Below are 12,830 nucleotides of genomic sequence, written 5' to 3'. Positions count from 1 at the left end.
CATGACGCCACGGCCTCAATGACACCCTCCACGCATCGCGCACACCTCTCTTAAAGCGGTCGGCACACCACATCCTGCCTCATTGACCCGGTTTATCGGGTCCGTTGAGACCGCTCAGATCTTCCCCCCTTGGTCTGCGCCCGTTCACGCGTCTCTTCATTTATTTCTTCGCGCTTATGCGTTGTTTGGCTGTTTCGCCCGGCCCACCAGGAATCTGTCATCGCCCGCTATCGCCATGAAAATTCGTTGCGCACTTCTTGCTTGTCTGTCCATGACCACCTCCGCGACCTTGGCGCAACCCGTCGAGCAGAGCATCAGTGAAGCCATACAGAACGCGGCCAGAAGCAGCGTCAACCGGAGCCAGCAAGCCAACGACTTAGCGGAAGCAACCTATCGGAGCGCCCCGGCCGATACCCTGGCCAACCTTGATCCGACGACGCTCTACACCATTGAAAACAGCTATCGAGGGCCTTGGACCGCGCCGGCGTTCGGGCCGCGCATCCTTGGCTTGCTGGGCTCGGATTGGCTTGACGAGCAGACGGGCCTGTCCCGCGATCTGCTGATCCGCGCCATCGCGGATCGCATGGTGTCTCAGGGCTACCTGTTCTTTCGGATCCAGATCAGCCCCCGCTCTGCCGCCGTCGGGCCTGAATTCGAACTCCAGCCACTGCCAGTCAAAGTGCTGGGCAACGGCCTCCAGCTCAAAAATATCCTGTATATCCGGGAGGGGGATTTTTTCCGTTTAAACCAGTTGCGGCTAGCGCTTTTCCAGCTCAATAACAAAGGCGAGTCGACTTACAAGGCTGACGTAGCCAATGTAAACAACACCATCTATCTGTCATTTTCCGAGCTACCACGCTCCCGGATTACGACTATTATCAATTTAAACAATTTCAACAAACAGGACTTGTTCGGCTATAACGGTAGCATTTCAGTCCTGGCCAGTGATCTGCTCAAGTTGAACGAGAGTATCGGCCTGACCTACAGCAACAACCTGGCGGCGGTAAAGGCACGCAATTTCTCCGCCTACAACGGCTATTTCTCGGTGCCGATTCTGGGCATGGATCTTTCCCTGGATTACAACCAGTCCAGTGACCATAGTTTCATCGAGCTGGGAAAATCCGTGTTGCAGGCCCAGCGTTTCACTGAAAATTACGGTCTGGGGCTCAAGAGTAACTACGTCAACGGTGACACGCTGATCTATTACGGACTGCGCATCGGACGCAACAATTCACGTTTCCAGATCAACAACAACCGTATCCTGGCGCAAACCTATCGTTACGGACTGGCCGAGCTTTCTAGCGGGTTCTCGCAGCGCCGGAACAGTTTTTATGCCAGCGGCGCGGTCACCTTGAGTCGTGCTTTTCAGTATGACCGCGGCAATATCTTCAATACGCTGCGCACCCATGCCGAGCTGGGAGACCGTCTCTTCAAGCACTGGCGCTACCGTCTCAGCCTGAACACGCAGCATCGCCTGGGCCAGGCGCGCCTGCCGTCCGCCGAACTGTTCTATCCGGGCTCGTCCACCCGGACCCGGCTGCCGTTCAATGCCGCCCCCCTGTCGGGCGAGCATGGCCTGAATCTCTCCAGCACGCTGTCCTACGACATCAGCACATCCGGCCTGCACCGCGGCTGGGTCGCAGTCGGCACGCTCTCGCCGTTTGTGGGCCTGGACCATGGGCGCGCCGACGGCCGCTACATCAGCAGCCTGACCCTGGGCGTAAACCTTGCGATCGGCCAGAACCGGCTGCAACTCTACTGGCCGAAGATCATCGGCAGTAACGTCGGCTACCAGGCCGACGGCGGCGTCTTCCTGGCCCTGCAAGCCCAGTTCTGAGCGCGCCTACTCGGCTTCGGCGTCCGCGCCGATGCCCAGGGAGGCGAAATGGCGGCGCACGATCTCCAGCGTGCGCGCCGCCAGCGGCGTGGCCTGCTGGGCCGGCCAGATGAGCTGGCTGCGCGAACGCGCCTCGTGGTCGAAGTTCAGAAAGCGGGTGCCGGCCAGCCGGCTGCGGATCATGCAGGCCGGCACGATGGAAACCCCCAGACCCTGCGACACCAGTGCGCACACGCTGAGCCAATGCCGCACCTCGTGACGCACCGCGGGATAGAAGCCCGCGCCCACGCACAGCGAAAGCACGGTTTCGTAGTAACTGGGCGAGGCTTCGCGGGCAAAGAAAATAAAGTCTTCCTTGGCCAGCTCGCGCAGATCGACCTTGCGCCGCCCCGCCATGGGATGCGATTGCGGCAGGCAGACCACGAAGGGCTCGGCCATCAGGTCCAGGCCGCGCACCTCCGGCGGCAAGGGATTGGCGTGCACGAAGCCCAGGTCCAGCTCGCCGCGCCGCAAGGCCTCGATCTGATCGTTGGAGTTCAGTTCCTGCAGCACCTGCTCCACGCCCGGCATGGCCGCGCGCAAGGCGGCCAGCACATCGGGCAGCCCGCGATACAGCATCGAGCCGACGAAGCCGATGCGGCAACGCCCCTGCAACCCGGCATCGACCCGCTGCACCAGCAGGCCGACCTCTTCGGCCTGGCGCAGCAAGGCCAGCGCCTGGCCGTACAGCACCTGCCCTGCCGGAGTCAGCGCAACGTGGCGGCTGCTGCGTTCCAGCAGACGCACGCCAAGCTGATCCTCCAGCTGGCGGATGGCGTATGACAACGGAGGCTGAGAGATATGCAGGCGCTGCGCCGCCCGACTGAAATGCCGCTCCTCGGCAACGGCAATGAAATAGCGCAGCAGACGGAGTTCCATGCGTGTATTGATATTTAATTTGGATAGTTCAACATTAAAACAGTATTTTGTCGAATAGATAAGAGGTAGGAAGATGGGCGCGCATTCATGCTGGAGGGAATCGCCATGCAAACCATCACCGCCGTCCCCGACTCCCGGGGCCAGAACCTCTTTGACGCCGATCCCTATGCCGCCCCCATGGCGGCGCGGTATCTGCCTCAGCCGCTCTTTGCCCACCTGCAGCCGCACCTGAGCCGGCTGGGCGCGCTGGCGGGCGGCCTGATGGATGAGCTGGCGATGGTGGCGGACCACCATGCTCCCACGCTGTCGGTGCGGCATCGCAGCGGCGTGGATGAGTCGCGCATTGAGAAACACCCCGCCTATGTCGAACTGGAGCGGCTGGCCTATAGCGAGTTCGGGCTGGCGGCGCTGTCGCATCGCGGGGGAGTGCTGGGCTGGCCCGAGCCGATGCCGGCTGCCGCCAAGTATGCGCTGAGCCATCTTTTCGTGCAGGCCGAATTCGGGCTGTGCTGCCCGGTCAGCATGACCGATTCGCTGGCCCGCACACTCAAGCGCTACGGCGATCCGGCCCTGGTGGACCAGGTGGTGCCGCAAGTGACCAGCCTGGATTTCGACACCCTGCGCCAGGGCGCCATGTTCATGACCGAACAGGGCGCCGGCTCCGACGTGAGCGCCACCGCCACCGAAGCCGAGCCGGGCGAGGACGGCATGTGGCGCCTGAGCGGCGACAAATGGTTCTGTTCCAACCCGGACGCCGGCTTCGCCATGGTATTGGCGCGCAGCGAGGACGACCCCGGCCTGAAGGGCGTGTCGCTGTTTCTGCTGCCGCGCGAACTGCCCGACGGCAGCCTCAACAGCTATCGCATCCTGCGCCTGAAGGACAAGCTGGGCACGCGCTCGATGGCCAGCGGAGAAATCCGCCTGGAAGGCGCGCGCGCCTGGCTGGTCGGCGAGCGCGGCAAAGGCTTCAAGCAGATGGCCGACATGATCAACAACTCGCGCCTGTCCAACGGGATGCGTGCCGCCGGCCTGATGCGTCGCGCCCTTACCGAGGCGCTGTTCGTGGCGCGCGAACGCCGCGCCTTCGGCCGCGCCCTGATCGACATGCCGCTCATGCGCCGACAGCTGGCCAAGATGATGCTCTGGACCGAACAGGCCCGCAGCGTCATGTACCAGACCGCCCAGGCGCTGGCGCGGGCCGAAGCCGGCCAGGCCTCGCCCGCGCTGGCGCGCATCCTCACGCCGTTGATCAAGTTCCGTGCCTGCCGGGATGCCCGCAAGGTCACCGGCGATGCCATGGAAGTTCGCGGCGGCTGCGGCTACATCGAAGAGTGGGTCGAGCCGCGCCTGATGCGCGATGCGCACCTGGGCTCGATCTGGGAAGGCACCAGCAATATCGTCGCCCTGGACGTGTTGCGCGCCATCCGCCGCGAAGCCGCCCTGCCGGCCCTGCGCGAACATGTCCAGTCGCTGCTGGCCGAGGGCCAGCCCTGCCCGGCCGAACTGGCCGACGCCCAGCATCGCGCCATCGACGCCGCCTTTGCGCTGGCCGCACGCGCCGCCGACGATCAGCGCGACGAACTGGCGCGCCAGGCAGCCTCGGCGCTCTATCACGTCGTCTCCCTGGCCGCCATGCGCTGGGAAGCCAAAACAGATACCCTTGCCGGCCGCAACCTGCTGGCCGACCAGGTCCTGCGTCATCGTCTGCTGCCACGCGATCCGTGTGCCGCCGAAGACGACGACGATGCGCGCAACCTGCGCGTCATTCAGGCGCAAGCCTGATTTTGAAAACCACGCAGCGGCTCGATCCGCTGCGGGTTGCACAACAACGGAGACAACCATGCCCTCATCCTTCTTCACCTGCCTGCGCCGTCTCGGCCTGACCACGGCGCTGGGCGCCAGCCTGCTGGGCGGCGCCGCGCATGCGGCCTTTCCGGACAAACCGGTCACGCTGGTGGTGCCCTTTCCGCCCGGCGGCCCGACCGACGCCATGGCGCGCCGCCTGGCCGAAGGCCTCAAGGACGAACTCGGGCAGACCGTGGTGGTGGAAAACCGGGGTGGCGCCGGCGGCAACATCGGCTCGGAGTACGTCGCGCGCGCCAAGCCCGATGGCTATACCTTGCTGTTCGGCACGTCCGGCCCGCTGGCCATCAACGTCAGCCTCTACAAAGACCAGGGCTACGACCCGCGCACCAGTTTCACGCCCATCACCCGCATCGGCCACCTGCCCAACATCCTGGTGGTGCATCCGTCGGTGGCGGCCAGCAATGTGCAGGAACTCATCGCCGAAGCGAAAAAAAAGCCGGATGCGCTCAGCTACGCTTCCTCGGGCAATGGCGCCTCGTCGCATCTGGCGGGCGTGCTGTTCAACCGCATGGCCAACACGCAGCTGCTGCACATCCCTTACAAAGGCACCGGCCCGGCACTCAACGATCTGGTGGGCGGCCAGGTCTCGATGTCATTTACGGATATCCTGACCGCGCTGCCTTTCGTGGAATCCGGCAAGCTGCGTCCCATCGGGCTGGCCAGCGCCGAGAGATCGGCCTCCTTGCCTGACCTGCCCACCCTGTCCGAACAAGGCCTGTCCGGCTACGACGTCAGCGTGTTCTTCGGCATCGTGGCGCCCAAGAACACGCCGCCCGAGGTCGTCGAGCGCCTGAACAAGGCCTTCGTCAAGGCCATGGATGCCCCCGCGGTGAATGAAACCCTGACCCGCCAGGGTATCGTGCCGGCCAGCGACCGCAGCCCGCAAGGGCTGCAGCAATTCATCGAGGCCGAGGTCGACAAGTGGGGCAAGCTCATCCGCGAAGCGGATATCTCGATCGACTGATCGCGGGCGCGGCCGCCCGCCTCAACGCCCCAGGGCCACGCCCTCGCGGCGCGGGTCGGCCCCGCCCTCCAGGCGGCCGTGGCGCATCATGATGCCCTGCAGGCCGCTGGGAAACTCCTGCAGCTTCACCTCATGGCCCAGCGCCTGCAGCCCGGGCACCAGCGCCTGCAGGGCGCTGCCACGCTCCAGTTCGGTCGGGCCATTGCGGCTGCCCAGATTGGGCAGCGAGATGGCCTGCTGGATGTCCAGGCCGCCATCGATCACACCCACCAGCGTCTTGGCCACGTAGTTGATGATGGCACTGCCGCCGGGCGAGCCCAGCGCCAGCCAGGGCCGACCCGACTGGAACACGATCATCGGCGCCATGGAGCTGCGCGGGCGCTTGCCCGGCTCGATCCGGTTGGCGACCAGACGGCCCTGCGCATCGCGATCGCGCAGGGAAAAATCGGTCATTTCATTGTTGAGCAGGAACCCGCGCACCATGATCTTGCTGCCGAAGGCAGACTCGATGGTGGAGGTCATGGAGACCACATTGCCCTCGGCATCCACGGCCACCAGCTGGGTGGTCGAGGGCAGATCGAGGGACGCGCCGGCGCCGCGCTGCCCGCGCAGACGGGCCGGGTCGCCCGGTTCGGCGCGGCCCATGCTGCGCGCCGGGTCGATCAGAGCGCCGCGCTGGCGCAGATAAGCCGGCGCCAGCAGGTCCGCCACCGGGACCTCGACGTAACGGGGGTCCGCCACATAGAAGTCGCGGTCAGCGAACGCCAGCCGGCCGCTCTCGGCAAAACCGTGGACGGCGCGCAGCGACATCGGATCCCCCAGATAGGGATAGGCCTCCAGCTGGCCAAGGATCTGCAGCACCGCCAGCGCGCCGCTGCTGGGCGGCGGCGCGCCACAGAGCAGATAGGCGCGATACCGGCCGCAGAGCGGTTCACGGCGCTCGGCATGGTAAGCGGCCAGGTCCGCCAGGCTGAGATCGCCCGGCTGAGGATGCGCGGCGACCGCCGCGACGATATCGCGCGCCACGTCCCCCTGATAGAAAACATCCGGCCCGCCCACGGCGATCTGCCTGAGCAGATCGGCGAAGGCCGGATTGCGCAGCACGTGCCCGACCGGCCAGGGCTGCCCGTCAGGGCCGTAAAAATAGGCCGCGGCGGCCGGCTGCCGGGCCAGCTCGGGGGTCGCCCCGATCATGGCGTGCAAGCGCGGCGACACGGCGAACCCCGACTCCGCGAGCGTGATGGCAGGCGTGAAAAGCTCGGCCCAGGGCAGACGGCCATGATCGGCGTGTGCCATCGCCAGCCCGCGCAGCAGCCCCGGCGTGGCCACCGACAGCCCATTGTTGACCGCCTGCCGGAAAGCGACGGGCTTGCCCGCCTGCTGAAAGCGTTGCGGCGTGGCGGCCGCCGGCGCGGTTTCGCGGCTGTCGTAGACGATCAGCCCATGATCGGCGGCGTCGTAATGGAGCATGAAGGCCCCTCCGCCGATGCCCGACGATTGCGGCTCGACCAGGTTCAACACCAGTTGGGCGGCGATCACCGCATCCACGGCGCTGCCGCCGCGCGCCAGAATGGCCTCGCCGGCCTGGCTGGCCAGCGGATTGGCGGTGGCGATCATGTAGCGCTGCGCCAGCGCCAGCGGCTTGGCCTGGTAGCCGCTGCCGGCTTCGGGGTTGGGATCCTGCGCCAGGGCTGGCGCAGCGACCAGCAGCAGGGTGGCCGCCAGGCCGCTTGCCAGCGCACGCCGGCAATCCGGCAGAAAAGAAAGAAACGCCATGATGCCCTCGCCAAGAGTCGTACCAGCGCCCATCTTATCCCGCAGGCCTGCCGGCCCCGGGAAAGAGCCCGGCGCATTCCGGCATAGAATCCATCATTTGCTTCCCGTGTCTGCCATGCGCCTGCGCCATATCGAGGTTTTCGAAGCCATCCGCCGCACCGGTTCGCTCACGGAGGCCGCGGCCGCCCTGCATATCTCGCAGCCCGCCGCCAGCAAACTGCTGGCACATGCCGAAGCCCAGCTGGGTTTCAAGCTCTTCGAGCGCATCAAAGGCAGGCTCATCGCCACGCGCGAGGCCGAGATACTGGCCCCCGAGGTCGGCCGCGTCAGCCAGAACCTCAACAGCGTGCGGCGCCTGGCCGCATCGCTGCGCGAGAACCCCAACGGGCACCTGCGGGTCGGCTGCGCGCCGGCCCTGGGCCTGGGGCTGCTGCCCGCCGCGGTGCGCGCCAGCCGCGAGGATCACCCAGGCCTGACCTTCGACATTCATACCTATCACCGCGCCGAACTGCTGCAAGGGCTGCTGGCGCGCGAACTCGATCTGGCCATCACATTCGACACCGGCGAAGACCTCCCGGGCCTGACACGCAGCGAACTCGGCCACACCCAGCTGGTGCACCTGAGCCGCGAACCCGGCCAGGGGCCGATCGGCCTGGAGGCGCTCAGCAACGACACCCTCATCGTGCTGGATGCGCGCGACGCCTCGGGCGCGGCGCTGCAGATGGCGCTGGATGCCCAGGCGCTGTCGCTGCCGGTGGCCATCCAGGTACAGACCCACTACGTGGCCTGCGCCCTGGTCGAGGCTGGCTGCGGACAGGCCATCGTGGATGCCATCACGGCGCGCGTGATGCTGCGTCCCGGCATGAGCCTGCGCCCCCTGAAGCCGGCGCTGCGCGTGCCCATCGCGCTGCTGACCCGCAGCCGCGACCCCCTGCCGGCGCTGTGCCACGATTTCATCGAACGCCTGCGGCGGCAATGCCGCGACCTGGATCATTGACCCGCGCCCGATGCAAACGGCCCGCGCCTCCTTTGCAGGGGGGCGCGGGCCGTTCGTGCATTCAGGCCGCCGGCGACGGCGGGATCAGCTGACGTCGCCCAGGCGGGCCAGCGGCGGATTGGCCGTGAAATAGCGCTGGATGCCGGTCAGCATGGCCTGGGCCAGCTTGTCCTGGTGCGCCGTGCTGCGCAGCCGCGCCTCTTCCTGCGGGTTGCTGATGAAGGCCGTCTCGACCAGGATGGACGGGATGTCAGGCGCCTTGAGCACCGCAAAGCCAGCCTGCTCGACCCGGTTCTTGTGCAGCCGGTTGATCTTCTTGATTTCGTCCAGGAAGGCCGTGCCGACCTTGAGCGAATCATTGATCTGCGCGGTGGTCGACAGATCCAGCAGCACCTTGGCGACCTGACGGTCATGGCTGCCCAGGTTGACGCCGCCGATCAGGTCGGCTGCGTTTTCCTTGTCGGCCATCCAGCGCGCCTGGGTGCTGGAGGCGCCGCGCTCGGACAGCGCAAACACCGACGAACCATTGGCGCTGGGCTTGATCCAGGCATCCGCGTGAATGGAAATGAAGAGGTCGGCCCGCACCCGGCGCGCCTTCTGGACCCGCACATGCAGCGGCACGAAATAATCGTCGTCGCGCGTCAGATAGGCACGCATGGCCGGTTGCGCGTCGATCAGCGTTTTCAGGCGCCGTGCGATGCGCAGCACCACGTCTTTTTCGCGCAGGCCGGACGCGCCGATGGCGCCCGGATCTTCGCCGCCATGCCCCGGATCCAGGGCGATGGTAAGCATGCGGCGGCGGGCGCGCCCGGGCGCAGGCGTGGACGGCTTGGGCGCCGGCGTGGGCAACACGGGGGCCGGCTGCTGGCCGCGCGCCAGCGGCGCCGGCGCGGGCACGGGCTGGTTGCGCGAGATTTCATCCAGCACGCGGGCCAACGGGTCATCGACGTCAGCGCCGGCGGATTTGTTCAGGATGGCGACCAGCGGATCCTGGGCCACCTTGGGATACAGGTCCAGCACCATGCGGTACTGGTAATCGCCCACCGGCTTGAGGGTGAAGAGCTGCGGCGCGACGGCCTGCTTCAGATCGAACACCAGGCGCACCACATTGGGCCGGTTCTGCGCCACGCGCAGGCCCTGGATGTAGGGGTCGTCGGGACGCACCTTGCCGATCAGCTCGTTCAGGGCGGCATTGGTGGTCAGACCCTCGATATCCACCACCAGGCGGTGCGGCGCTTCGAGGGTGAAATGCTCGGCTTTGAGTTCCCGGTCGAGTTCGAGCGTGACCCGGGTGTATTCATCGGCCGGCCAGGTCCGCACTGCCAGAATGCTCGCTGCCTGCGCCAGGCGCGGGATGACGGGCAGAACGAGCAGCGTGGCTGCGACGCTGATCAGGCGTCGGCGCGTGGCGGCACGCGGCGCGAGGGGCGCGCCGCTGTCGGAGGGACAATCGCGTTTAACCATGTTTGTCCTCTGGCAGTATGGGCAATCAGCGTTGCGTCGCGTCCAGGGTCGGTATGGATGAGGCAGATTTCCAGATCAGGGGGGGGCAAAAGTGTCCCTGCCCGCTCCGGCCATTCGATGAGAATGACCGCGTCGTCACGCAGTAAATCACGGAAACCGGCGTCCAACCATTCGCGCGGATCGCTAAGTCTATAAAAATCAAAGTGATAGAAGTATAAGTTAGAAACTTTATAGCTTTCAAGCAGCGCGTACGTTGGACTCTTGATTCGTCCCTCTACGCCGCTGGCGCGCAACAGTGCCCGGGTGAAGGCGGTTTTGCCCACGCCCAGGTCGCCGCGCAGGTGGATCCGGCCCCCGGCCGGACCGCTATGGCCATCCAGCAGGGGGGCCAGTTGAGCCGCCAACGCATCGGTGGCGTGTTCGTCAGGCAGATGCAGATCGAGCTGGGCAAGGGGTTCGGACATGAGCGGCGGGCCGGTGGTAAAACAATCGATAAGCTGGATTATAGAAAGCGGCGGCTTTCTGCTACGCTTTCGGGTTAATAGTGATTCTCATTGCCGTTTGAGCCCTCCTGGCTCGAAGGGCATCGTTGCCGTTACGGAGCCGTGACCATGAAGACCCGCACCGAAAAAGATACTTTCGGCCCCATCGATGTGCCCGCCGATCATCTGTGGGGCGCGCAGACGCAGCGTTCGCTGCATTTCTTCGCCATTTCCACCGAAAGGATGCCTGTGCCGCTGGTCACCGCGATGGCTCAGCTCAAGCGCGCCGCCGCCCAGGTCAATGCCGAACTGGGCGAACTGGACCCGGAGGTGGCCAAGGGCATCATCGCCGCCGCCGACGAGGTCATCGCCGGAAAGTGGCCCGACGAATTCCCCCTGTCGGTCTGGCAGACGGGGTCGGGCACCCAGAGCAACATGAACATGAACGAGGTGCTCGCCAACCGCGCCTCGGAGATCCTGGGCGGCGAACGCGGCGAAGGCCGCAAGGTGCATCCCAACGATCAGGTCAACCGGGGCCAGTCGTCCAATGACACCTTCCCCACCGCCATGCACGTGGCGGCCGCCGTGCAGCTCGAGCAGCATCTGCTGCCTGCCCTCAAGACGCTGCGCGCCACCCTGGCGCGGAAAAGCGCCGAGTTCTTCGACATCGTGAAGATCGGCCGCACCCACCTGCAGGACGCAACGCCGCTGACGCTGGGCCAGGAAATCTCCGGCTGGGTCGCCCAGCTGGATCTGGCCGAATCGCAGATCCTCGCCACGCTGCCGGCGCTGCATCAGCTCGCCATCGGCGGCACGGCCGTGGGCACGGGCCTGAACGCCCATCCGGAATTCGGCACCCGCGTGGCGGCTGCGCTGGCCAAGGCGACCGGCGTGGCCTTTGTGTCGGCGCCCAACAAATTCCAGGCCCTGGCCTCGCACGAGGGGCTGTTGTTCGCCCACGGCGCGCTCAAGACCCTGGCGGCCGGCGCCATGAAGATCGCCAATGACGTGCGCTGGCTGGCCAGCGGCCCGCGTTCTGGCCTGGGCGAGATCAGCATCCCGGAAAACGAACCGGGCAGCTCCATCATGCCGGGCAAGGTGAACCCCACCCAGTGCGAGGCGCTCACCATGCTGTCGGCGCAGGTCATGGGCAACGACGTGGCGATCAACATCGGCGGCGCGAGCGGCAACTTCGAACTCAACGTCTACAAGCCGCTGGTGATCCACAACTTCCTGCAATCGGTGCGCCTGCTGACCGACGGGCTGGCCAGCTTCGATGCGCACTGCGCGCAGGGGATCGAACCCAACCGCGAACGCATCGCCGAACTGGTGGATCGCTCGCTGATGCTGGTGACCGCGCTCAATCCGCATATCGGCTACGACAAGGCCGCCCAGATCGCCAAGAAGGCCCACAAGGAAGGCCTCTCGCTCAAGGAAGCGGCGCTGGCGCTGGGGCATGTCACCGAGACCCAGTTTGCCCAATGGGTCGTGCCTGCCGACATGACCAACGCCAAGCCGGCCAGGTAAGCCGGCGGCCGGGCGCGCCTCAGGGCGCGCTCACCAGCAGCCACACGGGAATGGAGACGGCCGACAACAGGGTGCCCAGCGAGATCAGCAGGGCCACCATGCGACCGTCGCCCCCCATCCTCATGGCCAGCACGTAGGCCGCCGAGGCGGTCGGCACGGCCGAGAAAATCAACAGCATGCGCGCCTCCAGCGCAGGCAGGCCCAGCACCTGCGCCACGCCCAGCCCGACTGCGGGCAAGAGCAACAGCTTCACGACCAGCATCCAGGAAATCAGGCGTCCATGGCCTCGGCCGCCCTCCCAGGCCAGACCCGCGCCGACGCAGATGATGCCCAGCGCGATGGCCGCTGCGCCCAGCCGGGCCAGCAGCGTGTCCACCGGACCCGGCAGCGTGAAGCCGGCCAGATTGCAGGCCAGCCCCGTCAGCGTGGACAGCACCAGGGGATTGCGGGCCAGCTCGCGCAGCAGACTGTTGCCGCTGTGACGCGCCAGCCCGTAAACCGCCGCCACATTGGTCATGGGCACGGCGAAACCGATGATGAGCGCCATCACCGTCTGGCCGGCCGGCCCGCCCAGACTGGCCGCCAGCGCCAGGCTGATGTAGGTGTTGAAGCGATAGCCGCACTGGGCCGCCGAGGCGAGCGCGACCGGATCGGGCCGCAAGAGCGGCGCGGCCAGCCAGGACAGCGCCAGCCCGATGACGATCACTGCCGCCGTGGCCTGCAACAGCAGCACCGCATTGCCGGCGGTGATGGGCGTGCTGAGAATCGACTGGAACAGCAAGGCCGGAAACAGCACGAAATACACCAGCCGCTCGCAGCCCGCGAAGAACTCCCGCGAAAATCCCAGCCGGTGGCGCAAGGCCCAGCCGAGGGCGACCAGCAGGAAATCCGGCAAAACCAGTAAAGCGACGGACATGACGCAGCGCAAAAAAATTGTAAATAGGGGGGAGTCCGAATGCTACCGCGCTGCGGGTGTTTACTGCTATTCTGCGCAGTCAG

Annotated in this window: 10 protein-coding genes; 5 read left to right on the top strand and 5 right to left on the bottom strand. The window is 66.1% G+C overall.

The genetic code is table 11. From position 1 onward, the window contains the following. Positions 1-271: 271 nt before the first annotated feature. A complete protein-coding gene (locus A7V84_RS15550; protein WP_063491494.1) occupies positions 272-1,837 on the top strand; it encodes a ShlB/FhaC/HecB family hemolysin secretion/activation protein in 1,566 nt (521 codons plus the stop codon). A gap of 6 nt (positions 1,838-1,843) precedes the next feature. On the opposite strand, the gene A7V84_RS15545 is transcribed toward A7V84_RS15550, so the two are convergent. Next, positions 1,844-2,755 carry a LysR family transcriptional regulator gene (locus A7V84_RS15545; protein WP_025516965.1) on the bottom strand — a complete coding sequence of 304 codons (912 nt, stop codon included), beginning with the start codon at positions 2,753-2,755 and terminating at the stop codon, positions 1,844-1,846. A 105-nt stretch (positions 2,756-2,860) separates the two neighbouring features. Between A7V84_RS15545 and A7V84_RS15540 the strand changes: the two genes are divergently transcribed. Further along, a complete protein-coding gene (locus tag A7V84_RS15540; RefSeq protein ID WP_033535375.1) occupies positions 2,861-4,537 on the top strand; it encodes an acyl-CoA dehydrogenase family protein in 1,677 nt (558 codons plus the stop codon). Between the two features lie 58 nt (positions 4,538-4,595). Next, positions 4,596-5,585: a Bug family tripartite tricarboxylate transporter substrate binding protein gene (locus A7V84_RS15535; RefSeq protein WP_063491495.1), complete on the top strand. Its 990-nt coding sequence runs from the start codon at positions 4,596-4,598 to the stop codon at positions 5,583-5,585. A 21-nt stretch (positions 5,586-5,606) separates the two neighbouring features. Here the strand turns inward: A7V84_RS15535 and ggt are convergent, their stop codons facing one another. Continuing rightward, a complete protein-coding gene (gene ggt / locus A7V84_RS15530; protein WP_025516971.1) occupies positions 5,607-7,361 on the bottom strand; it encodes a gamma-glutamyltransferase in 1,755 nt (584 codons plus the stop codon). 115 nt (positions 7,362-7,476) lie between these two features. Here ggt and A7V84_RS15525 point away from each other — a divergent pair, with 115 nt between their 5' ends. After that, the gene (locus tag A7V84_RS15525) at positions 7,477-8,358 is read left to right on the top strand and encodes a LysR family transcriptional regulator (protein ID WP_038855037.1); all 882 of its coding nucleotides are present in this window, start codon (positions 7,477-7,479) and stop codon (positions 8,356-8,358) included. 84 nt (positions 8,359-8,442) lie between these two features. Here A7V84_RS15525 and A7V84_RS15520 read toward each other — a convergent pair whose 3' ends face one another. Both A7V84_RS15520 and tsaE read right to left on the bottom strand, forming a co-directional pair. Then, a complete protein-coding gene (locus A7V84_RS15520; protein WP_025516972.1) occupies positions 8,443-9,822 on the bottom strand; it encodes an N-acetylmuramoyl-L-alanine amidase in 1,380 nt (459 codons plus the stop codon). Further along, a complete protein-coding gene (gene tsaE / locus A7V84_RS20820) occupies positions 9,750-10,286 on the bottom strand; it encodes a tRNA (adenosine(37)-N6)-threonylcarbamoyltransferase complex ATPase subunit type 1 TsaE (RefSeq protein WP_082832921.1) in 537 nt (178 codons plus the stop codon). Before tsaE ends, A7V84_RS15520 begins: the two co-directional genes overlap by 73 nt. Positions 10,287-10,433: 147 nt before the next feature. Here tsaE and fumC point away from each other — a divergent pair, with 147 nt between their 5' ends. Further along, positions 10,434-11,831 carry a class II fumarate hydratase gene (fumC, locus tag A7V84_RS15515; RefSeq protein WP_025516973.1) on the top strand — a complete coding sequence of 466 codons (1,398 nt, stop codon included), beginning with the start codon at positions 10,434-10,436 and terminating at the stop codon, positions 11,829-11,831. 19 nt (positions 11,832-11,850) lie between these two features. Here the strand turns inward: fumC and A7V84_RS15510 are convergent, their stop codons facing one another. After that, positions 11,851-12,747, bottom strand: coding sequence for an AEC family transporter (locus A7V84_RS15510; RefSeq protein ID WP_025516974.1), 897 nt, complete (start codon positions 12,745-12,747; stop codon positions 11,851-11,853). Positions 12,748-12,830: the final 83 nt, after the last annotated feature.

The sequence above is a fragment of the Bordetella trematum genome (genome assembly GCF_900078335.1).
Lineage (GTDB): Bacteria > Pseudomonadota > Gammaproteobacteria > Burkholderiales > Burkholderiaceae_B > Bordetella > Bordetella trematum.
The sequence above is the reverse complement of the archived record's forward strand: the minus strand, read 5'-3'. Positions and strand labels throughout refer to the sequence as shown.